Origin of the sequence: Pseudomonas sp. GV071, assembly GCF_003050835.1 — a bacterium.
Lineage (GTDB): Bacteria > Pseudomonadota > Gammaproteobacteria > Pseudomonadales > Pseudomonadaceae > Aquipseudomonas.
Window position 1 is genome coordinate 53,023 of the sequence record NZ_QAOJ01000010.1, and the last position, 25,902, is coordinate 78,924.

General features: G+C 62.7%; 18 protein-coding genes. 5 read left to right on the forward strand and 13 right to left on the reverse strand.

Annotated features, from left to right (window positions below):
- Positions 1 to 96 precede the first annotated feature (96 nt).
- Positions 97 to 546, reverse strand: a complete 450-nt coding sequence (gene azu, locus C8K61_RS19045; protein WP_108097866.1) for an azurin — start codon at positions 544 to 546, stop codon at positions 97 to 99.
- A 388-nt stretch (positions 547 to 934) separates the two neighbouring features.
- Between azu and C8K61_RS19050 the strand changes: the two genes are divergently transcribed.
- Positions 935 to 1,522 (forward strand): TIGR00730 family Rossman fold protein, encoded by a 588-nt coding sequence (locus C8K61_RS19050; protein WP_108097867.1) that lies wholly within the window; start codon positions 935 to 937, stop codon positions 1,520 to 1,522.
- A 23-nt stretch (positions 1,523 to 1,545) separates the two neighbouring features.
- On the opposite strand, the gene C8K61_RS19055 is transcribed toward C8K61_RS19050, so the two are convergent.
- Complete coding sequence (locus tag C8K61_RS19055; RefSeq protein WP_108097868.1) at positions 1,546 to 2,394, reverse strand: mechanosensitive ion channel family protein; 849 nt, start codon at positions 2,392 to 2,394, stop codon at positions 1,546 to 1,548.
- A 146-nt stretch (positions 2,395 to 2,540) separates the two neighbouring features.
- Between C8K61_RS19055 and C8K61_RS26855 the strand changes: the two genes are divergently transcribed.
- Positions 2,541 to 2,714 carry a hypothetical protein gene (locus tag C8K61_RS26855; protein WP_178086476.1) on the forward strand — a complete coding sequence of 58 codons (174 nt, stop codon included), beginning with the start codon at positions 2,541 to 2,543 and terminating at the stop codon, positions 2,712 to 2,714.
- Between the two features lie 110 nt (positions 2,715 to 2,824).
- On the opposite strand, the gene C8K61_RS19065 is transcribed toward C8K61_RS26855, so the two are convergent.
- From C8K61_RS19065 to C8K61_RS19110, 10 genes are all read right to left on the reverse strand, one after another.
- Positions 2,825 to 3,940, reverse strand: coding sequence for an SO2930 family diheme c-type cytochrome (locus tag C8K61_RS19065; RefSeq protein WP_108097870.1), 1,116 nt, complete (start codon positions 3,938 to 3,940; stop codon positions 2,825 to 2,827).
- Positions 3,937 to 5,178, reverse strand: a complete 1,242-nt coding sequence (locus C8K61_RS19070) for a parallel beta-helix domain-containing protein (protein WP_108097871.1) — start codon at positions 5,176 to 5,178, stop codon at positions 3,937 to 3,939. The genes C8K61_RS19065 and C8K61_RS19070 overlap by 4 nt, the downstream gene beginning before the upstream one ends.
- 209 nt (positions 5,179 to 5,387) lie before the next feature.
- Positions 5,388 to 6,275 (reverse strand): transglutaminase family protein, encoded by an 888-nt coding sequence (locus tag C8K61_RS19075; protein WP_108097872.1) that lies wholly within the window; start codon positions 6,273 to 6,275, stop codon positions 5,388 to 5,390.
- Positions 6,275 to 8,764, reverse strand: coding sequence for a circularly permuted type 2 ATP-grasp protein (locus tag C8K61_RS19080; RefSeq protein WP_108097873.1), 2,490 nt, complete (start codon positions 8,762 to 8,764; stop codon positions 6,275 to 6,277). Before C8K61_RS19080 ends, C8K61_RS19075 begins: the two co-directional genes overlap by 1 nt.
- 115 nt (positions 8,765 to 8,879) lie before the next feature.
- Entirely contained in the window at positions 8,880 to 12,176 is a 3,297-nt protein-coding gene (locus C8K61_RS19085; RefSeq protein WP_108097874.1) for a DUF2126 domain-containing protein, read from the reverse strand.
- Positions 12,177 to 12,671: 495 nt separating this feature from the next.
- Entirely contained in the window at positions 12,672 to 13,997 is a 1,326-nt protein-coding gene (locus tag C8K61_RS19090) for an LLM class flavin-dependent oxidoreductase (protein ID WP_108097875.1), read from the reverse strand.
- A gap of 7 nt (positions 13,998 to 14,004) precedes the next feature.
- Entirely contained in the window at positions 14,005 to 16,320 is a 2,316-nt protein-coding gene (locus C8K61_RS19095) for a TonB-dependent receptor (RefSeq protein WP_108097876.1), read from the reverse strand.
- A 197-nt stretch (positions 16,321 to 16,517) separates the two neighbouring features.
- Positions 16,518 to 17,594 carry an AraC family transcriptional regulator gene (locus tag C8K61_RS19100; protein ID WP_108097877.1) on the reverse strand — a complete coding sequence of 359 codons (1,077 nt, stop codon included), beginning with the start codon at positions 17,592 to 17,594 and terminating at the stop codon, positions 16,518 to 16,520.
- A gap of 23 nt (positions 17,595 to 17,617) precedes the next feature.
- Positions 17,618 to 18,670, reverse strand: coding sequence for an ABC transporter substrate-binding protein (locus tag C8K61_RS19105; RefSeq protein ID WP_108097878.1), 1,053 nt, complete (start codon positions 18,668 to 18,670; stop codon positions 17,618 to 17,620).
- A gap of 327 nt (positions 18,671 to 18,997) precedes the next feature.
- Positions 18,998 to 21,322: a YgiQ family radical SAM protein gene (locus C8K61_RS19110; RefSeq protein ID WP_108097879.1), complete on the reverse strand. Its 2,325-nt coding sequence runs from the start codon at positions 21,320 to 21,322 to the stop codon at positions 18,998 to 19,000.
- Between the two features lie 229 nt (positions 21,323 to 21,551).
- On the opposite strand from C8K61_RS19110, the gene C8K61_RS19115 reads away from it, so the two are divergent.
- Positions 21,552 to 23,444, forward strand: coding sequence for a diguanylate cyclase (locus tag C8K61_RS19115; protein WP_108098035.1), 1,893 nt, complete (start codon positions 21,552 to 21,554; stop codon positions 23,442 to 23,444).
- A gap of 34 nt (positions 23,445 to 23,478) precedes the next feature.
- Here the strand turns inward: C8K61_RS19115 and alr are convergent, their stop codons facing one another.
- Positions 23,479 to 24,552: an alanine racemase gene (alr, locus tag C8K61_RS19120; protein ID WP_108097880.1), complete on the reverse strand. Its 1,074-nt coding sequence runs from the start codon at positions 24,550 to 24,552 to the stop codon at positions 23,479 to 23,481.
- Between the two features lie 169 nt (positions 24,553 to 24,721).
- Here alr and C8K61_RS19125 point away from each other — a divergent pair, with 169 nt between their 5' ends.
- Both C8K61_RS19125 and C8K61_RS19130 read left to right on the forward strand, forming a co-directional pair.
- Positions 24,722 to 25,087, forward strand: a complete 366-nt coding sequence (locus C8K61_RS19125) for a VOC family protein (RefSeq protein ID WP_218277829.1) — start codon at positions 24,722 to 24,724, stop codon at positions 25,085 to 25,087.
- Positions 25,088 to 25,186: 99 nt separating this feature from the next.
- A complete protein-coding gene (locus C8K61_RS19130; protein ID WP_108097882.1) occupies positions 25,187 to 25,888 on the forward strand; it encodes a YafY family protein in 702 nt (233 codons plus the stop codon).
- Positions 25,889 to 25,902: the final 14 nt, after the last annotated feature.

The following is a 25,902-nucleotide window of genomic DNA, read 5'->3' on the forward strand; positions in this document are numbered from 1 at the left end:
GTATCTGGTTTCAAAAGCTTCGTAGGAGCGGCTTCAGCCGCGATCCCTGCACAAGGCAATCGCGGCTGAAGCCGCTCCTACGAGATTTACGTCAACTTAGTCGACCAGCGTCACCGCGCCTTTCATCATCGAAGAGTGACCCGGGAACGAGCAGAAGAACGAGTAATCTTCGCCCGCTTTCAGCTTGCTCACATCGAAGCTCACCGAATCCTTCTCGCCAGCACCAATGATCTTGGTGTGGGCGATCACGCGGTCGTCGCCGGCTTTCAGGTAGTTGGCGTCGATGCCAGCGCCCATGCCGTCACCGGTAACGCCGGCCATGTCGGCGGTCTTGGAAATCACCACGTTATGGCCCATGACGTTCTTGGGCAACGAGCCGCTGTGAGTCAGGTTAACGGTGAAGGTTTTGCAGCTTTTGCTGATTTTGATTTCTTTGGTGTCGAAGCTCATCTGGTCGGTGGAATCGACGTTCACGGAGCAATCGGCGGCGAAGACCTGAACACTGGCCAGGGTAAGAACGGAAGCGACTACAAGCTTGCGAAGCATGGTGAACTCCTTGGCAGGATGGGCCAATGGCCCGGTTTAGCTGCCGCATCGAAGCGCAGTGCGACAACAAAAAGATGAACGTGCGTTTACACAGACGATTGATAGCACAAGCGGGCTCAAGCAAACGCGAGGCAAAAAGCCGCACTACCAAAGTGCTATTGCCCCTATCGACACAATCAAACAGCCGCGACCGCGCGCGCTGGGTAGCCTGGCCACTCATTCAACGAGGACCGGACCATGATCTTTAATGACCTGCTGCGCAGCCTGCTGGCCGCCTACGCCTGTGGTGCCAGCGGCACCTGCAGTGATGAACGCCTCGGCGTTTAACCCTTGGTGAGCACCCCGGCAGCCGCTACCCTAGGGGCAGTTTCTGCCTGTGGAGTTGCTTATGTCGTTGCGTTCGCTATGCGTTTTCTGCGGTGCCAGCCCTGGCGCCAACCCGGTTTACCGTGAGGCAGCCATCAACCTTGGCCGTACGTTGGCGCAGCAAGGTATCCAGTTGATCTACGGCGGCGGCGCGGTGGGCTTGATGGGCATCGTCGCCGACGCAGCGCTGGAAGCCGGTGGCGAAGTGATCGGCATCATCCCGCAATCGCTGAAAAGCGCGGAAATCGGCCATAACGGTCTGACTCGCCTGGAAGTGGTCGATGGCATGCACGCTCGCAAGGCGCGGATGGCCGAACTGAGTGACGGCTTTATTGCCCTGCCCGGCGGCCTCGGCACCCTCGAGGAGCTGTTCGAAGTCTGGACCTGGGGCCAGCTCGGCTACCACAGCAAACCGCTGGGGCTACTGGAAGTGAACGGTTTCTACGCCAAGCTCAACGACTTCCTCGACCACCTGGTGGAAGAGCGTTTCGTCCGTGCACCGCACCGGGCGATGCTGCAGATCAACGAGTCACCTACCGAGTTGATCGCTGCAATGGCGCAGTGGAAGCCGGCGGTCGCACCGAAGTGGGTGGACCGCGAACCGCAATAAACCCTCTGCAGAGGCCGGAGGCGTTACGCCGGCTGCTGCATGATCACCGTCTGCGCCGGCATCGGCGCCGGGAAGCCGCCCTCGCCGAGGGCGTCTTTGATCATCTTGTTGGTGTCGAAATACACCTGCCAATAGGCGTCGTTGTGGCAATACGGCCGCACCGCCAGCACCGGCCCGAGCAGGTTGAATTCCAGAATCTCCACATCCACCGCTGGCTCCTTGAGCACGTTGGGAATTTCGCTGATGCGCTGTTTCAGCAGGGCGATGGCTGCCTGGTAATCGGCAGCACCGGAGATCTGCGCCTTGAGCTCGACACGGCGAAACAGGTTGTGGGAGAAGTTCTGGATGTTGTCGGAGAAGATCTTGTTGTTGCCCACCAGGGTCAGCACATTGTCCGGGGTGTTGATGGCGGTGACGAACAGACCGATCTCCATCACCGTGCCGGTGACGCCGCCGGCGCAGATGAAATCACCGACCTTGAACGGCCTTAGCACGATGATGAAACCACCGGCGGCGAGGTTGGCCAGCAAGCCCGACCAGGCCATGCCGATGGCCAGGCCGACAGCGGCCAGCAGGGCGGCGAAGGTGGTGGTCTGCACACCGAAATAACCGAGGATGCCGATCACCAGAATGATGTTCAGGGTCACGGTGATAAACGAGCCCACGTAGCGCAGCACAGTGGGGTCGACCTTCTGCCGGCCGAGGGACTTTTGCACCAGGCCGACGGCAAAGCCGATCAGCCAGCGGCCGATCACCCAGAAGGCGATGGCGGTGAGGATCTTGATCGCGAAAGCGGCGCCGTACTGCTGGGCCAGGGTGGCCAGGGCGTTGAACTTCTCCGTACTGACATTGACGATGTTGGTGTCTTCCATGGTGATTCACCTTGCCTGTGAGGAGTGCCCCAAACACGCTAGCACGGCCCCCGCCATTTGCCTGGTTGCGCCCGAAATACCAGCGCAAAAACAGCGGGTGCGCTTTAATCATGGCAGTGCGCACCGATACCCAGCAGAGGATCACCATGGCCAAACCCAACTACGCCTTCGCCAAACAGCAGCGCGATTTAGCCAAGGAACAGAAGAAAGAAGAAAAACGTCTACGCAAGCTGGCCCATGAGCAAGAGCATGGCGTGGCGCCTGAGGATGATGAGGACGAGGTTACTGATTCGGCTGAAGGCGAAGAAACGCGCAGCTGAAGCTGATCGTAGGTTGGGCTGAGCCAAAGGCGAAGCCCAACAGGCCGGTGTTTATCGGTCCTCCTGTTGGGCTTCGCTGCGCTCAACCCAACCTACGCCTCGATAGCGATCTAGCAGCCGCCGTCCAGGCTGGCAATCCAGCGAGTCAGCACTTCCACTCCTTCGTGGTGAACCACCGAGCGCCCCAGCTCCGGCATCATCACGCTTGGGTCGGTGCTTTCGACCCGGTAGATCAGCACCGATTCATCCGGCTTGCCCGGATGGATATCCACCAACCGATCCCCCGAACCTTTGCCCGCCGCCACCGGCTGTTTGCACAGCCCGCTATGAATACCGGTGGCGGTCGCCAGGTTGAGCATCAGCCCGGACGTGCGCGCCGGCCCCTTGGGGTTATGGCAGTGCGCGCAGTTGGCATCCAGGTAGCTGCGTGCCTGTTTCTCCAGGCTTTCGCCCGCCCGTGGGTGGCTCCATAAGGCGTTCTGCGGCACTCCCGCCAGTTCTGCCGGCAAGCCCTTGAGCAGGCCTTTCTGCTGCCAGTGTTGCAGCTGGTTGGCGTTGCCATCGGCGTACACCAGGTCCTTGTTCAGGTGCCGCGCTTTGGGGCCCAGCGGGTTGATGCCCTGGCCGTGACTTTCTTCGTGGCAACCGGCGCACTGGTTGGCGTCGGGTACTTCGTAATCCACCGCCAGGGTTTTGCCCTGGCCATCAAGCAGGCTCAGGCTCTGGCTGTCACCCGCCAGCTCCAGATGAGCCTCCTGCTGCTTTTCGTCCCAGACATAGGGCAGCGCCACCCAGCCGCTTTTCTGCTTGAGCAGAATGCGCGTTTCAACCAGGTGCACGCGGTCCAGTTCCAGGCCGGTGTGGGCATCGCGGTCGTCCTGGCTGTTCAGGCGCAACTGGCCTTTCTCATCCTTGGGGTAGTAGAAGGTTTTGCTCAGCACCGTGCCGACAGGGAAGTCGAAGTGCTCCTCGCCGTAGTTCGCCGCCTCGCCTGACGGCATCCACACGGTGCGCATCTTGTGCGCGTAGTCGGTGAACAACGGCGTATTGAGGTCATAGGGGGTGACCTCGGCCACGGGCTGCAAATGCCCGTCGCCGAGTTTCAACATGCCCCACTCACTGAGGGTTTGCGGGTAGTTCTCGCCCTCGGGCAAGTACAGCGGTGCCGACTGCTTGGAGCACGCCGCCAACAGCAGCGTGCCCGCCAACACTAACCATTCCCTCATGCACCCTGCCCCGCTTTGGCCGAGGCCAGTTCGATGGCTGGCAGTTTCGGCAGGCTGCACTTGTGGCTGCTCATGTCGGTGCTGATGTTCTTGTAGCCGTTGGGCGCATCGACGTTGATCATGCCGGCCTCACCGTTATCCACGCAGATCGCCAGGTCAGCCGGCAGCTTGCCGTCTTTGAGCTTGTCGACGTTGACGTAGCCGTCCCAGAGGATGTCCGGCAGGCGCCCGGTCAGGCCGTACTGGCTGATGCGCAGGGCCTTGAGTTCGAGGTTGTCAGGGCTGTCGCCGCCCGGCCCAAAGCGGTTGCCGTAGATGTAGATGCTCTCCGGGTAGGGGTCGAAACCTTCGGCGGTGGAGAGGTTGGTGTAGCCGGTGCTGAAGTAGCTGCTGACGATGAGGTTGGCGGTTTTGTGCTCGCCGATATCGTTGTCGAAAATCTCCACCTGGTCGTTGGAGTTGATCACTACGCCCGAGCCTGCCGGCACGCTGGCCACCGGTGTGCCCTTGTGGCCGAAGTTGCCGAGGTTATTGCCTTGCACCTTGTTGTGATAAACACGGGTGCCGCGCCCGGCCTGCTGCAGGTTGGGCATATTGAAGACGAGAATGCCGCCGGTGTTGCCGGTGGCAACGTTGTCGTAGACGTCGGCGCCGATGGTGTTTTCGATCTCGATTCCGGCGACGTTTTTCTCCGCGCGGCTGTTGCGTACCACCACGTTGCGCGACTGGCCGACATAGATGCCGGCATCCGACGCGCCAATGGCCAGCGCGCCATCGATCAGGACGTTTTCGGTCTGCACTGGATAGATGCCGTAGGCACCGTTTTCGGTGGCCGGGCCGTTGGTCCATTCAGTGCGCACGCGGCGGATGATGATGTTCTTGCCGCCCACCACCTTCAGCGAGTCGCCCTTGGTGTCTTCGAACGCCAGGTCTTCGATGGTGAAGTCCGAGGCATCCACCAGCAGGCCTTCGGCGCCACTCTTCTGGCCTTTGAAGCTGAGCACGGTCTTGTCCATGCCGGCGCCCTTGATGGTCACGCCGCTGGCTTTGAGGCTCAGGCTGCGGTCGAGCTGGTAGGTGCCGGCGGGAATCTCGATCACATCACCGGCCTTGGCCTTGATCAGCTTGGCTTGCAATTCTTTCTGGAAGTCGACGTGGGTGACCGCCGGTTTTTCCGGCTCGCCACACGCGGCAAGCAACACGGACACAGCTAACACGGACAAGGTGGCGATACGCATGGCGGGCTCCGCTCGGTTTTTTTATGAGTTTTTGTTTCCTACAGAGTTGGCACTATAGTTCCACATAAAATAAAAACCAAGCCCTACGTGGTTTTCGGAAAAGTGCCGAGTGAAATGCAATCCATGTGGGAGGGGCTTCAGCCGCGAGCTTTTAAAAAATCAAAAGCATCGCGGCTCAAGCCCCTCCCACAAAAGCAGACTGCGGTGGTTTAAAGAGGAATAACAGTGACCTGCACATCCGGGTCATGGCTGCCGCCGCCCAGAATCACTCCACGCAGCGGCGACACGTCGGAGAAGTCTCGCCCTCTGGCCAGGCTGATGTGTTCCAGCGCCGGGCGCAGGTTGTTGGTGGGGTCGAAGTCCACCCAGCCCAGTTTCGGGCAGTACACCGACACCCACGCATGCGAGGCATCGGCGCCGATCAACCGCGGCTGGCCGGGCGGTGGCTGGGTCAGCAGGTAACCGCTGACGTAACGCGCGGCCAGGCCTCGGGAGCGCAGGCAAGCGAGCATCAGGTGGGCGAAGTCCTGGCAGACGCCGCGGCGACGCTCCAGCACTTCCACCAGCGGCGTAGCCACCTGGGTGGCTTCGGCGTCGAAGGTGAATTCTCGGAAGATCTTTTCCATCAACGCCTGCACACCAAGCAACAGGGGGCGGCTGGGCGGAAAACAGCTGTCGGAATAGTCGGAAAAAGCTTTTTTCAACCGCACATAAGGCGACTCGAAACAGAAGCGGCAGGCGTCCAGCACCGGGTCGGGCTTGGGCTTGCCGTTGTAGGTGAGCACGCTGCGGGTGTGGTCCCAGGCTGGTGACTGGTGGAAATCCAGCACCGGCTGTTCACGCAACTCCACCACCAAACGCGCATTTACCTGCAACTCGTCATGGGGCCGTTCGAAGGCCAGGCGGGTGATCGGGTTGCCGAACACATCCTGCTCATCGCGGCGGCTGGTGGGCTCGGGGTTGATCTGCAGTTCCTGCTCCAGGCAAATCTGCCAGGGGCTCGGCCGCGGCCACAGATGCGCCAACTGCTGGGCCAGCGACACCGGGCTGTCGTAGCGGTAATGGGTGTCGTGGAGAATCTGGTAACGCGCGCTCATTACACCGACACCGTTTGTTTGCTGACATCGTCGACATGGGCGAAATGGCGCAGGGCCAGGCAATCGGAGGCGTGCCCGGCGGCTTCGGAGACCTGCTTGAGCAGCACCACCAGGCCATCCAGCACCGCGCGCAAACTGGTGACGCCGAACAGCTGGTTTTCCAGACTGCCGAGGTCAAACGCGGCCAAACGTTCGGCGAGAATCGACAGCCCTACTTCGCGCGGCGCAGCAAAATCTTCGTTCAAACGGCTCAGCGAGCGTACCGCCAGGCGCAGCTGGAACAGCACTGCATGGGGGTTCTGTTCATCCAATAGCAACAGGTCGAGCACCGGAATCAGCTGCGGCACGGCCATGTAACGCGAGCGGTAGGTGATGCTGCTGTTGCCCAGCTCCAGCAGCCACTCCAGACCGACCTGGTCGAACACCGCCACGCCATGGAGAAACTCCGCCAGGCTGCTGGCGAGAAACTGCAGGCGCTCGATCTGCCGGCCGACCATCAGAAAACGCCAGCCTTCGTCTCGGGTCATGTCGTCCAGGGCAAAACCGGACAGCGCCGCCAGTGACATCACCAGGCGGTTGAGGAAATCCAACAACTCGCCGAAGTCGGGCTCTTCCGTGTCGAGAATCTGCGCGTCGTGTTGCAACTGCACCAGCGCCTGCCAGTTTTCCCGTGAAAGTTTGCCGCGCACTTGCGAGGCCGCCCACTGCAACCGCAGCAGATTGGCGCGCAGGCTGGCTGGCCAATCCGGCCCCATCAGGGCGACCAGCAAGCGATCATGCAGATCACCCGCTTCCGGCAACAGCTTGAGGCTTTCTGCCAGTTCTACCGCCGCTTGCAGCGCCAGCGGATCATCGCCCTCGACGTAGCGCGCGAGCATGATCCGCAGCAGCCGCGCACTGTCGTCGCAGCGCTCGCAATAGCGGCCGAACCAGAACAGGTTTTCCACGATCCGCGACGGCAGATACGGGTCGCGGCGCACCAGGCCGAGGCCGCCAAGGTTTTTCGGATTCGGTTTGGTTTCGCCACCGGGCGCCGGCTCGCCAAGCACCCAGGTATCCTTGCTGGCACCGCCACGTTGCATCGATACCACTTCGGCATCGGCTTCGGTCGCTACCCGCGTCAGGCCGCCCGGCAAGATGCGATAACCGCCCTCGCCATCGGCCACCGCATACACCCGCATGCCGATGGCGCGCGGTTGCAGCTGACCGTTTTCCGGCTGCCAGATCGGCGCCTGCGACAGTTGCGCCAACTCCTGAGCAACGTAAGCGTAGGGGCGTTTGCGAATACGTTTGGCCAACGCCTCGCGCTGTTCTTCGCTAAGGTCGCGACCAAACACCGGGGTAAAACTCTGCGAGGGGAACGCCGGTTTGATCAGCAGCTCCGGCAGTTTTTCCAGGGCCTGGGCCAGCACCGGCTCCTCGCCGCACCACCAGGTGGCAATCGATGGCAGCAGCAGTTCTTCGCCAAACAGGTGCTCATTGATGGTCGGCAAAAAGCCGAGCAAACCCGGCGATTCCAGCACGCCGCTACCCAAGGCATTGGCCACCAGCACCCGGCCCTGACGCACCGATTCCAGCAGACCCGGCACGCCCAACGCCGAGTCGGTGCGCAGCTCCAACGGGTCGCAGAAGTCATCGTCCAGGCGACGCATGATCGCGTGCACGCGGCGCAGGCCACTGAGGGTTTTCAGGTACACGGTGGCGTCGCGTACGGTCAGGTCGCCACCTTCCACCAGCGGGTAGCCGAGCTGGCGCGCCAGGTACAGGTGCTCGAAATAACTTTCGTTGAAACGCCCCGGCGTCAGCAGCACCACCAGCGGCACTTCGCCGTCGGTGGGCGCCTGGTGCGCCAGGGTTTCCTGCAACGTGCGGAAGAAAGCGTTGAGGTGCTGGATCTGCAAATCGCGGTACAGCTCCGGGAACGCACGCGACACGATCTGCCGGTTTTCCAGGGCATAACCGGCGCCGGAGGGTGCCTGGGTACGGTCGGCGGTCACCCACCAACGGCCATCCGGGGTACGCGCCAGGTCCACCGCATACACATGCAGGTAGGTGCCGCCGGGGGGCTGCACACCCTGGCATGGCCACAGAAAATTGTTGTGACCGAAGATCAGCTCGGCCGGCAGCAATCCGCCGGCGATCAGCTTTTGCGGGCCATACAGGTCGGCCAATACGCTGTTGAGCAACTTGGCGCGCTGAGCGATGCCGGCGGCGATCTGCTGCCATTCATCAGCGGGCAACAGGTTGGGCAGCAGGTCGAGCTCCCACGGGCGGTCGGCGCCCTTGGGGTCGGCATAGACGTTGTAGGTGACGCCGTTTTCCTGAATCTGCCGAGTCAGCAAGGCTTGGCGCTGGGCCAATTGCAGCACGCTGCTGCGCTGCAGCTGAGTGAACATGCGGCGCCAATGGGCACGCAGGTTTCCCTCGCCGTCGAGCATCTCGTGGTAGGTACCCGGTGTCAGCCGGTACAGGTCTAGCAGGTCAGGCATGTAACGCTCGGCAGACGACAGGAACAATCACAGAAAACCGTCAAAAACAGCGTAGCGCAGACCACGGATATCACCCGTAGCCCGCCGCCGGCTTAGGGCGGCGGTAAGTCATGGCTCAGCTTCGGTGCAAACGTAAATCCAGGGTCATCGGCAACTCGTCGTTGACCTGCAACACCGGCACCGGCAGCACACCGGGGTTGTGCCCCAGGCGGAAGAAGCGCGCCATGCGCCGGCTTTCGGCTTCGTTGGCGTTCACCGGCAGGGTCTCGTAATTGCGCCCGCCGGGGTGGGCGACATGATACTGGCAACCGCCCAGCGAGCGCTGCATCCAGGTGTCCAGCAGGTCGAAAATCAGCGGCGCATGCACCGGGATGGTCGGCTGCAAGCAGTTGTATGGCTGCCAGGCGCGGTAGCGCACTCCCGCAACAAACTCGCCGACCCGGCCGGTCGGTTGCAGCGGCACCGGCACGCCATTGCAGGTGAGCAGGTAGCGCTGCGGGGGCATGCCGCTGAGTTTGACCTGCACGCGCTCCAGCGACGAGTCGACATAACGTACGGTACCGCCAGCGCCACCCTCCTCACCCAGCACATGCCAAGGCTCCAGGGCCTGGCGCAATTCCAGCTCGATACCGGCCACGGCGTAGTCGCCAATTTTCGGGAAGCGGAACTCCAGGTGCGCGGCAAACCACTCGGCGCGCAGCGGGTAACCGGCGGCGTTGAGGTCGACGATCACGTCGGCGAAATCCTGCTGAATAAAGTGCGGCAACAGGAACCGGTCGTGCAGCTCGGTGCCCCAGCGCGCCAGCTTCGGCGGCGCATAGGGTTCGCGCCAGAAACGCGCCACCAGGGCGCGCAGCAGCAGTTGTTGGGTCAGGCTCATGCGCGCATGCGGCGGCATTTCGAAACCGCGCAGCTCAAGCAGGCCGAGGCGGCCGCTGGCGCTGTCCGGCGAATACAGTTTGTCGATGCAGAACTCGGCGCGGTGGGTGTTGCCGGTGACATCAATCAGCAGGTTGCGCAGCAAACGGTCGACGATCCACGGTGGGCATTGCTCGCCCGGCGCCGGCATCTGTGAAAAGGCGATTTCCAGTTCGTACAACGAGTCGTTGCGCGCTTCATCGATGCGCGGCGCCTGCGAGGTCGGGCCGATGAACAGCCCGGAAAACAGGTAGGACAGCGACGGGTGATTGTGCCAATAGCTGATCAGGCTGCGCAGCAGATCGGGGCGACGCAGGAACGGCGAGTCGGCCGGCGTGGCACCACCGAGCACGAAGTGGTTGCCGCCGCCGGTGCCGGTGTGGCGGCCATCGATCATGAATTTCTCGGTGGTCAGGCGGGTTTGCCGCGCCTCCTCATAGAGAAACTCAGTGCGCTCGACCAACTGCTGCCAGCTGGACGAAGGCTGCACGTTCACTTCGATCACGCCGGGGTCCGGGGTGACGCGGAAATTGCCCAGGCGCGGATCAGACGGCGGCTCATAACCCTCCAGCAACACCGGACAATGCAGTTCTTCGGCGCAGGCCTCGATCACGCTGACCAACGCCAGGTAATCCTCCAGCTCGGCCAGTGGCGGCATAAACAGGTACAGACGCCCGTCTCGCGCTTCAGCGCACAGCGCCGTGCGGGTCAGCCAGGACGCCGACTCATCGATCTTCGGCTCGCGCTCCTCGCTTTTCGCCGGCACTTCGCCGCGCTCGACTGGCAGCAGACGCAGCACGTCGCTGGGCGGCAGCTCGGCAAAATTCTGGTTGGGGTCCTGGGCATGCACGAATGGAAACTCGGCCGCCTTCACCCAGGGCTGCGAAGCCAGCGGCAGGCGATAGCCCATGGCCGAATCGCCAGGCACCAGGCGGCAGTGCTCGTCGCGCAGGTACCAGCGCCCGCTTTGCCAGGCATCGCCAGCCGCGTTACGGGCCAACGGCAGCACCTGGCCAATGACCTTATCCAGGCCCTGGGCAAACGCCTTGCGCAGCCGCGCGCGCTCCATTTCATCGCCCAGGCGCGGGTCTTCGGCGCTGACGTTCTTCGGCAACGCGCCTTCGCGCCAGAGGTAGTAGAAATTGTCCTCATAGGCCGGGAAAACGAACTCGGTGTTGAGCTGCAAGCGCTCTGCCACGCTGGCCAGAAACAGCCCCGCCAGCTTGCCATCGGCCTTGTAGTCTTCCTGCTCATCGGCGATCAACGCCGGGTTGTGCCAGATCGGCTCGCCGTCATGGCGCCAGAAGCAGTTCAGCGACCAACGCGGCAACTGCTCGCCGGGGTACCACTTGCCTTGGCCGAAATGCACCAGGCCCTTGGGCGCGTAACGCTTGCGCATGCGCTGATAGAGTTCGGCGGAGAGCTTGCGCTTGTTGTCGCCGAGGGCGTCGGTATTCCACTCGGCGCCGTCGGGGTCATCGATGGACACGAAGGTCGGCTCGCCGCCCATGGTCAGGCGCACATCGCCCTGGAGCAGGTCGTTGTCGATCTGCCGGCCGAGCTGCTCGATCTCCAGCCATTGCTCATCGGTGTAGGGCTTGGTGACGCGCGGCGCCTCCCAGATACGCTCCACCGACATCTCATGGGTGAACTCGGCCTCACACGGCTCGACCACACCACTGATGGGCGCCGCCGACGAGGGTTCGGGGCTGCAGGCCAAGGGAATATGGCCCTCGCCGGCGAACAGCCCGGAGGTGGGGTCGAGACCGACCCAGCCGGCGCCCGGCAGATACACCTCGCACCAGGCATGCAGGTCAGTGAAGTCCACGGTGGTGCCGCTGGGGCCGTCGAGGGCTTTGACGTCGGCGGTCAGTTGAATCAGGTAGCCGGAGACGAAACGCGCGGCCAGGCCGAGGTTGCGCAGAATCTGCACCAACAGCCAGGCCGAATCACGGCACGAGCCGGAGGCGTTGGTCAGGGTTTGCTCGGGCGTTTGCACACCCGGTTCCATGCGGATCAGGTAGCCGATGTCCTGGCTCAGGCGCTGGTTCAGCGCCACCAGGAAATCGATGGTCGGCAATGGTGCGCGCTCAATGCTGGCGACATAGGCGGCGAATTTTTTGGTCGGCTCGAGGGTTGCCAGGTAGGGCGTCAGCTCGCGCTTTTCATCGGCGGTGTAAGCGAACGGGATCTTTTCGGCGTAGGGCTCAAGGAAAAAATCGAAAGGGTTGAACACCGCCATCTCGGCGACCAGATCGACCTCGATGCGCAATTCATTGGTCTTCTCCGGAAACACCAGGCGCGCCAGGTAGTTGCCCTGGGGGTCTTGCTGCCAGTTGATGAAGTGTTTTTCCGGCAGCACTTTCAGCGAATAAGAGAGCACCCGCGTGCGGCTATGGGCAGCCGGGCGTAAACGCACGATCTGCGGGCCCAGGTCCACCGCACGGTCATAGCGGTAGTGGGTTACATGGTGCAATGCGACATGAATCGACACGGCGTGCCTCCTGCGAGCCTTGGCGGGCTGTGAGCCGCGCAAGACTTATGCCAGCCGGGGCGAGGCCGGTGGATTCGCCACCCGCCTCCAGGCCCCGGCACCAAAATCGCGCTAATGGCGAGGTGTGGGGCAGAGCATCGCACGTAAAGAGGGCAGGTGTGTGACGCAGGAGCTTGGGTGCTGCGCACCAGCTTGTGTTTTCGAGCGCTGGCGGTGTTCTTTACCGAGTGCGCTGAGCGTTAGGTTTCGGCCCTTCGCTGCCCTGCTGCTAGATCAAGATCACAAGCCAGATCAACAGCGCGATTTGCGTTCGCGGGAACCAGCACCCTCCTTCTGCACGATTCTGGATCCCAGCCTGCGCTGGGAAGACGGAGGTTTTTGCCCAGGCCACTGTCGTCCCAGCGCAGGCTGGGACCCAGGCGCAGAGATAAACAGCAAACGTAGGGCTGCTGTTGATCTGGCGTTTATCTCCCGCCCCGGCCGCCCAAAGACTACCTACGCATACCGACTAACCGGCCGTTTCAACCCCAAATTATCCCGCAACGTCTTCCCTTCATACTCGGTGCGAAACAACCCCCGCTTCTGCAATTCAGGCACCACAAAATCCACAAACAACTCCAACCCATCCGGCAAAAACGGCGGCATGATGTTGAAGCCATCCGCCCCACCCTGGGTAAACCACTCTTCCAACAAATCCGCAATCTGCACCGGCGTGCCCACCGCCGTGTGATGCCCCCGCGCCCCGGCAATCTTTAAGTACAACTGGCGAATCGTCAGGTTCTCCCGCCGCGCCAGGTCAATGAACAGGTGCTGCCGACTCTGCATCGCATTGCTCACCGGCAACTCCGGCAACGGCCCGTCCAGGTCGTACTCCGACAGGTCAAACCCGCCCGCCATCCCCGCCAACAACCCCAGCCCAACCCGTGGCTCCACCAGGTTCTGCAACTCCGCGTATTTGTCCTCCGCCTCGCTCTGGGTAAGGCCGATCACCGGCGAGATCCCCGGCATGATTTTCAGCTCATCCGCCGCACGCCCATACAACGGCAAACGGCCTTTGAGGTCAGCGTAAAACGCCTGGGCGTTGGCCAGGGTTTGCTGGGCGGTGAACACCACTTCGGCGGTACGCGCGGCGAGCACTTTGCCGGGCTCGGAAGAGCCGGCCTGAATCAGTACCGGGTAGCCCTGTGGCGAGCGCGGAATATTCAGCGGGCCGCGCACTTGGTAGCGCTCGCCCTTGTGGTTGAGGGTGTGCAGTTTTTCCGGATGGAAGTACACACCGGCAGCCTTGTCGCGGATAAAGGCGTCGTCCTCCCAGCTGTCCCACAGGCCCGTGGCGACGTCGATAAATTCTTCGGCTCGGGCATAACGATCATCGTGTTCGAAGTGCTTGTCGCGACCGAAATTCTGCGCTTCCTGGTCCAGTGCCGAGGTCACCAGATTCCAGCCGGCTCGACCGCCACTCAGGTGGTCGAGCGAGGCGAATTTGCGGGCCAGCAGGTAGGGCTCGTTGTAGCTGGTGGACACCGTGGAAATCAGGCCGATGTGCTCCGTCACGGTGGCCAGACCGGAGAGCAGCACCAGCGGGTCGAATACATCACCCAAAGCGGTGTATTTACCCAGCGCGTTGTCACCCAGCATGGCCAGGTTGTCGGCGAAAAAGATCGCGTCGAACTTGCCGCGCTCGGCGGTCTGCGCCAGGCGTTTGAAGTGGGCGAAGTTCAGCCCGCCATCGGAGTAGGAATTCGGGTGGCGCCAGGCGGCCAGGTGGTGGCCGCTGCCCATCAGAAAGGCGCCGAGGGTCAGGTGTTTAGGTTGGCTCATGGGCACCTCAGAAGTCGTAACGCAGGGTGACGCCGGCGGTGCGCGGCTGGCCCAGGGAAGCGGTGTACAGGCCATTGCCGGCGGTGCCGACCGCTTGGTAATACTCTTTGTCGAAGGCGTTTTTCACCCACAGCGACGCGTCCAGCAGGCCGTCGCCGGTTTCGATTCGCACACCGGTGACGAAGTTGGTCAGCGAGTAGCCATCAATGGTCGCCAGGCTGGAGTTATCCAGAGTGCCTTCGGCGTCGGAGCGGTAGCTGTAGCTGCCGGCGATGTAAGGTTCGAAGCGGTCCACCTGGGAGAATTTGTATTCGGCGTTGAGGTTGCCGATCCAGCGGGAGGCGCCGGCCACTCGCTCGCCGCTGAGGTCGCAGCTGGTGCCGGGCGCTTCTGCCGGGCAGGGGGCGTCCTTGAAGTCCAGGTAGGTGACGTCGTTGAACGAGCCGTTGGCGTTGATGGTCAAGCCGCGTACCGGCAACACCGACGCTTCGAACTCCACGCCGCGCGAGCGCACGGTGCCGGCGTTGGTCAGCAACTGGTAGCCGGTAGCCGAGCCTGGCGGCTGGTAGTACGAGGTGGCTTGGTAGCCGTTGACCCCGGTCCAGAAGATGTTGGTATTGAACTGCACGCGGTCGTTGAACAGTTGGGTTTTGATGCCCAGCTCGGCATCGTTGGCGCGCTCGGGGCCGACCAGTAACGAGTCGGCGCCGGCAGTCGGTGCCGAGGCAATGGCCAGGTTCACCCCACCGGATTTCTCGCCGTGGGACAACGAGGCATAACCCAGTACGTCATCGGTAAATTGGTAGCTCAGGCTGAGCAAGGCCGACGGCGCCGCGTTGTGCAGACCGATCTCGCCGCTGTCGTAGGCACCCACTTGCGAGGCACGCACGGCGGCACCGAAGGCGCCGGTCGGGCCACCGCCCACCGGTGCCAGGCGCTCGACGCTGGCGGTTTTTTCTTCGTAGGTGCCACGCAGGCCGGCGGTGAAGTCCAGGCGGTTGGTGATGTGCCAGGTGCCCTGGCCGAACAGCGCGTAGCTCTCGGTATCCACCTTGCCGTGGGTTTCGCTGTAGATATTGTTCAGCGCGTTGAGGTTGGCACCAATCAGGTTCAGGTCGGCCAGCGGGCCGAGGTCGGAGAAAATCCGATTGCCCAAGTCCTGCTTGAAGGCATAGGCGCCGACCACGTAATCGAAGTGCTCGCCCTTGGGCGAAGCCAGGCGAATCTCTTGCGAAAACTGGCGGTCGTGCACTTCGTAGCCATAGTCCTTGATGACCGACACGTCGAGCTGGTCGGCATCGTTGGCCGGGTTGAAGTGCCAGTAGCGGTAGGCGCTGATGGAGGTCAGGGTGTAGCCGCCCGCCAGGTTCCAGTTGGCCTCAACCGAGCTGCCATTCTGGTGCACGCTGACGTTCTGGCGACCGTCGATATTGCTGCGCCCCACTTGCGGGTTGGCGCCGACCAGGGTCGCGCGCTGCCAGAACGTCGGCCCGCCGCCATAGATCACGGCACTGCCGCTGGTGGAGTTTTCTTCGTTGTACTCGTTAATCCAGCGCAGGCTGAAATCGTCGTTGGGCTTGAACAGCAGTTGCCCACGCAGGCCTTCGCGCTCGCCGCCAAGCAGCTTGCGGTTGTCGTAGTCGTTTTCCAGGTAGCCGTCGTCGCGGGTGCGGTAGAACGACAGGCGCCCGGCCAGGGTGTCGTTCAGCGGGCCGGAGAGCGAGCCCTTGGTCTGGAAATAACCGCGCTCACCACCGGACACCTCAAGGGTCTTTTCCGGGGTGAAGGTCGGGCCGCGGGTAGTGATGTTCAGCACCCCGGCGGTGGTGTTCTTGCCGAACAGGGTGCCTTGCGGGCCGCGCAGCAGCTCCAGCTGTTCGACGTCGAGCAAGTCGAACGCGGCCATGCCCGGGCGGCCAAGGTAGACGTTGTCCAGATAGACCCCGGCACTGCCTTCCAGACCATCGCTGGCCGGGTTGTTGCCGATACCGCGCACCGCCAGGCTCGACACCCGCGCGTGCACATAGGCGACGTTTACGCTGGGCAACGCCTGTTGCAGATCCTGAATGCGGTAGACCTTCTGGGTTTCCAGGTTGGCGCCAGTCAGGGTAGTGATAGGCGTGGGCACTTCCTGCGCGGCCTCGGCACGCCGGCGGGCGGTGACCACCACCGTCTTGAGTTTGGGTGCGTCCTGTTCGGCGCTGGTCTCAGACTCTTGAGCAGGTGCGGTTTCGGCTGCCAGCAACACGCCAGGCAGGGCCAGCAGCACGGCGAGGGTTAACGGTTTGAGGGCCGACTGCGGCCAGTAGGGTGAACGGTTCATGCCAGCTCCTTGGGAGAACGGCGCGGGTCCCATCGTGGGCCCGGCATCTCGGTAGTGGCTGCTGATACTAGGGAGGGCGAAGCGGCTGGGACGGGCTTTGGCGGACAACCCATGGTCCGAAATGGACAACGCGGAACTTATCGCTGTGGGGGGCTTTTGTGAGAGAGGCTCAGCCTCTCGTACAGGGACCGCGTTGGTTACACGGCCAATGCAAAAGGTTGCATCACCGCCGCCGGCTTCAACCGCTGCGGCATAACAGGCATCAAGCTTTGCGTCAGCTCCTCACGCCGCCACTGCCCCGGACTGCAGCCGGTCCACCGGCGAAACGCGCGGTTGAAACTGCTCGGCTCGTTGAACCCCAACCGGTAGCAGATTTCGTTGATGGAGCAGTGCGACTGGCGCAGGTAGGTGATTGCCAGTTGCCGACGGCTTTCGTCGAGCAAATCTTTGAAGCTGCTGGCGTGTTTGTGCAGGTGGCGGTGCAGGTTGCGCACGCTCATGCCGAGTTCGTCGGCGACCTTGCTTTGCTGCACTTCGCCCAGGGGCAGTTGGCGCGCGATCACGCTGCGTACGCGCTCGGGCAGATTACTGCGGCGCTGGCGCTCGAGGTAGTCGCTCAACACCAGGTCCAGTCCGCGAGCCACTTCACTGTTGCCGGTGCGCAGCGGCGCCTGCAACCAGGCGTTGTCGTAGTCGATGGCGTTGACCGGGGCATCGAAGCTGACCGGGCAACCGAGCAGTTGCGCCCAGCGTTCGGGGTTAGCGGGTGTCGGCCGGCTCAGGCAGACACGCTTGATCACCGCCGCCTCGCGCCAGGTTTGCTGAGCGAATTGCACCGCACTGGCGATAAAGGCTTCAGTGGCAATGCGTTCCACCACCACCCCGTCAACCAGCCCATAGACCAGACGGGTAACGCCGGGCAGCCGCTGGATCTGCATGTCGGCGGAGGTGCTGATCACCGAGGAATAGCGGATCGAACGCTCCAGCGCCTCGCTCAGGGTAAAGCTGCTTTGCATGGCAAACGACAGGCCGTGGAAGTCGGTCGGATAACCGCATCGCGCGACTCGCAAGCCGAAGCATTCATCGCCACTGACACGCAGCGCCGCCCGCCACAGCAGGCTCATATTGGCCTGGGCGATGCGTTGGTTGGCGTCGTGCAGCGTGGTCGGGTCGATGCCGGCCTCACGCAGTAGCGGCGCGCTGCTAATGCCGTCGGCTTCCAGGGCGCGAACAATCACCTGAGCCCAGGTGGCGATGGTGTCGATACGGCGCATGGCGTCTCCCCCAGCCCGACGACTTAACGCGAGGCCTGCGCGGCGCTGGCTTCCTGGCCTTGCAGCGCGGCATCGAGGAACGCTGGCTGGGCCCAGTCTTTAACCGTGAAACCTTTGCGAATCAGCTTCTGCTCCAGGGCCACGTCAACGCCGTTTTGCAGGTTGCCGAGGAACTCCTGGTCCAGCTGCGGGTTGAAGATTTTCACGAATGACTGAGTACCGGCGTCGGCGTTGAGAATGCTCGCCGGGTAGGTCGACAGCCTGGCCACCAGGTCGACATAGGCCTGTTTATGTTCTTCGTTGCGCAGCCAGGTGACGGCGGGTTGCTGGGCTTTGAGCAGGCGTTTGACGATATCCGGATGGGCATCGACAAACGCGCCGGTGCCAACCAGCACGGCCTGCAGACTGCCCGCGCCGTTGAGGTCGGCGGTGCTGATAGGCACTTCGGCCAGGCCACGGGCTTGCAGGGCGAAGACGCCCGGGCCGGTCCAGGTGGCGTCGATCTGTTTGGCGGCCAGGGCGGCGCTGGAGGCGTTGTAGTCGAGGTTGATCACTTTGAAGTCGCGCTCGGTCAGGCCTTTGCTGGCCAGCGCTGCGTCAAACGACAGTTGGGTGGCGGTGCCGCGGAAAATCGCCACGCGCTTGCCTTTGAGGGTTTCCAGCGAGGTGATGCCCGAGCCCGGCAACACGCCGAGGTACTGTTTTACATCGCGGGCGGTGGCGCTGAGCAGGCGGGTGTCGAGGCCATTGGCCTTGCCGACGATGGCCGGCAGGTCGCCGAGGTAGGCGAAGTCCACCTGGCCGTTGGCCAAGGCTTCGTTTACGGCCGGGCCGGCGCCTTTGAAGAAGGTCCACTGCACTTCGATGCCATCGGCGGCGAATTCCTTTTCCAGGTCCTGGCGGTCGCGCAGTACGTCCACTACCCCGGCGCCGCTCGGGGTTTTGCCGGCGCTGATATCGGGCACGGCAATACGGATTTGTTTCAGGTCACCCGCCAGCACGCCGCTGGCGGCCAGGGCCAGCACCAGGGTCAAGGTGGAAGCCGCGGCGCGGCGTAACAGCGGGGAAACGGGCATGGGAGAACTCCTGCATCAGGTCTGGGCAGCGGGCTGCCGGAAGCGTGCAGGCAAGGTAATGGCGAGGATTGGCGGGAATAAAATAATTAAAACTTGGATTTTTAGCGTTTAAACGAATAAGCAGATGGGACGCGGGTTCTGTATGGGGGATAAATCCAAGGCATGAAAAATATGCCGGGAAGGTATGAGCCCTGAAGAGTAAAAGCATCGCGGCTAAAGCCCCTCCCACAAGGAGCGCGTTGTTTGTGGGAGAGGCTTCAGCCTTGAGCTTTTCCCAAACAAAAACGCCAGCTCGAAGGCTGGCGTGTTTGTTTGCAGGCGAAAAACCTAGCGCGGGAACACCGGCTGACGCGCGGGCTTCTTGCCACCCTTGCCGCCTTTGCCCTTGTTGCCCTTGGCCGCCTCGTGACGCGCTTTGGCATCTTCCTGGTTCTTGGCGAACGCGGCGGCCTTGGCTTGCTCGCGTTTGTCCCACGGGTTGCCGCCGTCGCTGGCGCGCGGTGGCAGGCCGCTGTGCTGGGTAAGGATCTTGGTGGTGGTTTCCTTGGCGACCTTATGGCTACCCGCTGGCGTCGAGTTCTTGCGGCGCGCGCTCTGGTAGCTGTCGGTGGCCGGCTGGTGCAGCGGAATCAGCTGGTTCTTGCCCGGCCCGATCAGGTCGCCACGGCCCATGCGCAGCAGCGCTTCACGCAGCATCGGCCAGCCTTTCGGGTCGTGGTAACGCAGGAAGGCTTTGTGCAGGCGGCGCTGCTCTTCGCTCTTCACGATGGTCACGCTGTCGCTTTTGTAGGAAACCTTGCGCAGCGGGTTCTTGCCCGAGTGGTACATGGCGGTGGCGGTGGCCATTGGCGAGGGGTAGAAGGCCTGCACCTGGTCGGCGCGGAAGCCATTGCCCTTGAGCCACAAGGCCAGGTTCATCATGTCTTCGTCGGTGGTGCCCGGGTGCGCAGCGATGAAGTACGGGATCAGGTACTGCTCTTTTCCCGCCTCTTTCGAGTACTTCTCGAACATGCGCTTGAACTTGTCGTAGGAGCCAATGCCCGGCTTCATCATCTGATTCAGCGGACCTTCCTCGGTGTGCTCCGGGGCGATCTTCAAATAACCACCCACGTGGTGGGTGACCAGCTCTTTCACGTATTCAGGCGATTCCACCGCCAGGTCGTAACGCAGCCCCGAGGCAATCAGAATCTTCTTCACCCCTGGCAATGCACGCGCGCTGCGGTACAGCTGAATCAGGCTGGAGTGGTCGGTGTTCAGGTTCGGGCAGATGCCGGGGAACACGCACGATGGCTTGCGGCACGCGGATTCGATTTCCGGGCTCTTGCAGGCAATGCGGTACATGTTGGCGGTCGGCCCGCCGAGGTCGGAAATCACCCCGGTAAAGCCTGGCACCTTGTCGCGGATTTCTTCGATCTCGCGAATGATCGAGTCTTCCGAGCGGTTCTGGATGATGCGGCCTTCGTGCTCGGTGATCGAGCAGAAGGTGCAGCCACCAAAGCAGCCACGCATGATGTTTACCGAGAAACGGATCATGTCGTAGGCCGGAATTTTTTCCTTGCCGTAGACCGGGTGCGGAATGCGCGCATAGGGCATGCCGAACACGTAGTCCATCTCGTCGGTGGTCATGGGAATGGGTGGCGGGTTGAACCACACGTCCACTTCGCCATGTTTCTGCACCAGGGCGCGGGCGTTACCGGGGTTGGTTTCCAGGTGCAGCACGCGGTTGGCGTGGGCATACAAGACCGGGTCGTTACGCACCTTTTCCATCGACGGCAGGCGGATCACGGTCTTGTCGCGGGTCATCCGCGGGCTGGCCAGAATCTGTACGACCTTGGCTTCTTCGGGATCATCCACCGGACCCTTTTCCTGCTCGATGGCGCAGGCCTGGGTGTCTTGAGTGTTGACGTAGGGGTTGATGATCTTGTCGACCTTGCCCGGTCGGTCGATACGGGTGGAGTCCACTTCGTACCAGCCTTGCGGGGTGTCACGGCGAATAAACGCGGTGCCGCGCACGTCGGTGATGTCTTCGATCTTGTGGCCGAAGGACAAACGCTGGGCCACTTCAACGATGGCGCGCTCGGCGTTGCCGTACAGGAGGATGTCGGCGCTGGCGTCGATCAGGATCGAGTTGCGCACGCGGTCCTGCCAGTAGTCGTAGTGGGCGATGCGGCGCAGCGACGCTTCGATGCCGCCGAGCACGATCGGCACGTGTTTATAGGCTTCTTTGCAGCGCTGGCTGTACACCAGGCTGGCGCGGTCCGGGCGTTTGCCGGCCAGGCCACCAGGGGTGTAGGCATCGTCCGAGCGAATTTTCTTGTCGGCGGTGTAGCGGTTGATCATCGAGTCCATGTTGCCGGCCGCGACGCCGAAGAACAGGTTCGGCTCGCCGAGCTTCATGAAGTCATCTTTGGACTGCCAGTTCGGCTGGGCAATGATGCCCACGCGAAAGCCCTGGGCTTCGAGCAGACGACCGATGATCGCCATGCCAAACGAGGGGTGATCCACATAAGCGTCACCGGTCACGATGATGATGTCGCAGGAGTCCCAGCCAAGCTGATCCATCTCTTCCCGGCTCATTGGCAGGAAAGGTGCGGGCCCGAAACACTCGGCCCAATACTTTGGATAATCGAATAACGGCTTGGCTGCTTGCATGGGGGTAACCGTATGGCAGTTGCATGGAAAATCGCGGGCGCGGAATATAGCACAAAAAATGTACAGAATCCGACTGTGTCAGTCAGCTAATGGCCGATGGATGACGAGAAAAGTCTCATATGATCCGTGATCACAATCTGATGGCATGGCTATACTCGACGCAGTTTTCATCGCCCGGCCGCAGCGCTTGGCTACAAGGAGTTTTGCGGTGCGGCTGAACATTCTGCAGATGTGCCTGTATGCCTGCCTGGCTGCGTTCTGCAGCCAGGCCGTTGCGGCCGCGCCAATCGTCCTGGACAGCACCAGCAGCGGCCTGGCGCTGAACGGGCAGATCGAATTGCTGGAAGACGTCGGCGCCACGCTGAAAGTCGCCGACCTGGCCGATCCGGCCGTGCAACAGCGCTTCGTACCGGCCAATGGCAAGGCCAGCGTCGGCCAGAGCCGCAACCCCTGGTGGATCAAAGTCAGCTTGCAGCGGCGCAGCGATGCCCCGCCGCACTGGTGGCTGGAAGTCGGCTCGGTCACCCAACTGAACATGCAGCTGTACCTGCCCGGCCCGCACACCAGCTGGCAGCAACGCCAGGGCGGCGAGGTGGTGAACTACGCCGACGGCCGTGACCATGCCTACCGCCGCACCCTGTTCAAGTTGCCGGAAATGGGCGACGAACCGCTGACCTTTTACCTGCGCACCTACGACCCGGCCGGCAACTCCTTTCCCCTCAAGGTCTGGCAACTGGATGACCTCACCCAGCTGGCCGCCACCGAGAACATCGGCCTGGGGGTGATCTACGGCATCATCACCGCCCTGCTGCTGTACAACCTGTTCATCTTCTTCAGCCTGCGCGACTCGGCTTACTTCTGGTACGTGCTGGCCACCGGCGGCGCGCTGCTGTTTATCGTCAGCATGACCGGCCACGGCTTCCAGTACCTGTGGCCCAACCACCCGGTTCCGGTGTGGCTGGACCGGATCTTCCTGCCGTCGCTGTGGGGCATTTTCGCCTCGCGTTTTACCCAGACCCTGATGCAGACCCGCCGTTATGTGCGCTGGGCCCACCACCTGCTGAACCTGGCCTGCGTGATGTATGTGGTGGCGATGGCCCTGGATGTGTTTGGCCAGCGCGGCACAGCGGCGTGGATCATCGCCCTGCTGTCGTTCACCAGCATTCCGGCGGCACTGGGTGCGGCCTTCATCCGTTGGCGGCAGAACTACTTTCCGGCCTTTCTGTACCTGTGCGGCTATGGCCTGATTCTGGGCAGCACCGGCCTGCTGCTGATGCGCACCACCGGCTTGATCCAGCCGGCGGGCTGGAATGCCTATGTGTTCCCGTTGGCTGTGGCAGCGGAGTCGATTCTGTTCTCCTTCGCTCTCGCCTATCGCATTCAGACCCTCAAGCACGAGCGCACCACCGCCCTGCAACAGGCCGACCGGGAAAAGACCGCGCGCCTGTCGCAAATCCAGGCCAGCGCCGACGAGCTCAAGCGTGCGGTGGAACTGCGCACCGCTGAACTGGCCCTGGCCAACCAGCAGCTGCGTGAGCGTGAGCAGGCCTTGCAGCACGCCGCCTTCCACGACCCGCTGACCGACCTGCCGAACCGCCGCTACCTGATCGAGCGGGTCGAAAACGCACTGGCCGACGCCCACCGTCGCCAGGAATCGGTGGCGCTGCTGCTGGTCGACCTCGACCACTTCAAACCGATCAACGACCGCCACGGCCACGATGCCGGCGACCTGATGCTGCGCACCATCGGCCAGCGCCTGCGCGAGCACGTGCGCAGCAACGACATGGTCGCGCGTCTGGGTGGTGATGAATTCGCCATTCTTATCAGCGGCCCGGAAGCCGAGCAGCACGCCCAGGAAATCGCCGTGCGCCTGCTTACCGAACTGGCGCGCCCGGTGCTCTATGGCGCCAACAACCTGGCCGTGACCATCAGCATCGGCGCCGCACTGTTTCCGCAACACGCCAAGCAGTTCGCCGGGCTGTACAAGGCGGCGGATGAAGCGTTGTACCAAGCGAAAAGCCAGGGCCGCTCAGGCTGCATCATGCGCGGCAAGGATGGCGCACTGAGCCCGGAGCAGTGCTTGTTTCTGGATGTGCTGCAGGTGCCTACAGGATTGGTGTAACCCAAGAAAATCGGTACCCCCGTAGGACCGCCGATCACGCTTGATAGATGCGCGGCACGCGCCCAGTCACCTTGGTCAACAACTCATACCCAATACTGCCGCAACGCTGCGCCAGTTCATCCACCGGCAACTGCGCGCCCCACAATTCCACCGCGTCGCCCACTTGCGCACCGGCCACGTCGGTGAGGTCGATGCTGAGCATGTCCATCGACACCCTCCCCGCCAGCGGCACCCGCTGCCCACGCACCACCACTTCGGTGCCCGGCGGTGCATGGCGCGGATAACCATCGGCGTAGCCGCAACTCACGGTGCCGATCAGCGACGGCCGCTGCGCGACCCAGCTGGCGCCATAACCGACGCTTTCGCCCGCCGGCACTTCGCGCAGGGCAATCACTTGCGCGGCCAGGCTCATCACCGGGCGCAGGCCCAGGTCCTTGGCGCTCAATTCGGCGAACGGCGTGGCGCCGTAGAGCATGATGCCGGGGCGCTGCCAGTCCATGTGCGCCGCCGGGATGGTCAACAGCGCGGCGGAGTTGGCCAGCGAACGCTGGTCGAAATCCAGGTCCAGCAGGCCGAGAAACTGCTCGACCTGCTGCTCGTTCAACTCATGGCCGCGCTCATCGGCGCAGGCGAAATGCCCCAACAGATTCAGCTCGGCGACATTGGTCGTACCAGCCAGGCGGCCATGCCAGGCTCGCAGCTCGGCGGGCGCAAAGCCCAGGCGATGCATGCCACTGTCCAGCTTCAACCAGACGTTCAGCGACTGTGCCAGGGCTGCTGACAACAACGCCTCGGCCTGCGCCGCGCTGTGCACCGCGACATCCAGACCAAGCGCTGCCGCGTGCAGGTATTCCGCCGGCTGAAAGCAGCCTTCCAACAGCAGCAAACGGGCGTCGGCGTTAACCTCACGCAGTGCCTGCGCCTCTTCCAGGCAGCACACGGCAAAGCCATCCGCCTGCGCCAACGCCGCAACCACCTCAGCCAGGCCGTGCCCGTAGGCGTTGGCTTTGACCACCGCGAAGGCCTGCCGCCCTGGCGCACAGCGCTGGGCGACGGCGTAGTTATGGCGCAGGGCAGCCAGATCGATGGTGGCGACTAGAGGGCGCATGGCGAACTCGACAGCAGGAAAAAAGGAGCGGCAGTTTAGCCCAGCGCGGCGCAGAAATATCTTTGCAGGCTACTGACAGAAGGCTGTCAGTAGGGCCCTCGTAGAGTAGCCACCAGCAGCTAGGGACGACCCGCCTGCAACCCCTCTACATCGCCAAGGAATGAATGCCATGAACGCCGTGAACTGGTTTGAACTGTATGTCAGCAACTTCGACCGCGCCCACACCTTCTACCAGCGCGCGCTGGACGTTGAGCTGCCGATTGTCGATGGGCCGATGTCGCGCATGGGGATTTTCCCAGGTGAAGAAAACGGCGGCGTGGGCGGCTGCATCTGTGCCATGACCGGTATGCACCCGGGTACCGGCGGCACCCGCGTATACCTGAATGTGGAGGGCAAGCTGGACGCCGTGCTGGACCGCATCCCCAATGCCGGCGGCAGCATTGTGCAACCGCGCACGGAGATCGCGCCGCATGGTTTCATCGCCTTGATTAAAGACAGTGAAGGCAATAGCGTGGGGCTGCACAGCGTGTCCTGAGCTGTTAAAAGCATCGCGGCTAAAGCCGCTCCTACAGACCGCGAAATCCGTAGGAGCGGCTTCAGCCGCGATAGCAGCACCACCCTCTAGAGACAAACCATGAGACGCGCCGACCGCCTGTTCCAGATCGTGCAGTTCCTGCGCAGCCGCCGCCTGACCACGGCGCAGTGGCTGGCGGAGCGGTTGCAGGTGTCGGTGCGCACCATCTACCGGGATATCCAGGACCTGTCGCTGTCCGGCGTGCCGCTGGAGGGCGAAGCGGGCGTCGGCTATGTGCTGCGTCAACCCATGGATTTGCCGCCGCTGATGTTCGAGCGCGAGGAGATCGAGGCGCTGATGATCGGCGCCAAGATGGTCAAAGCCTGGGCCGACCCGGCCCTGCAACATGCCGCCGAATCGGCATTGGCAAAGATCCACAGCGTGCTGCCGGCAGACCTGCGCAGCGAGCTCAACCGACATAACCTGTTCGCCCCGGAAAGCAACCTCTACCCCGTGCACTGGCTCGGCCAGCTACGCCTGGCGATCCGCCAGCAACGCAAGCTGCAGCTCGGCTACAAAGACCAAAAAGGCCAGAGCAGCGAACGCTGCATCTGGCCTTTGGGGCTGTTCTTCTGGGGGCAGACCTGGACGCTGTGCAGTTGGTGCGAACTGCGCGGCGACTTCCGCAATTTCCGCATCGACCGCCTGGATACGTTGACCGATACGGATGAGCACTTTGAGTGTGCCGACGGCCAGCGCCTGGAAGACTACCTGGCGCCCTACGTGGACGCCGACTTCATTTCGCCGCACTACAAGGTCTGAAAGAGGCTTAATTT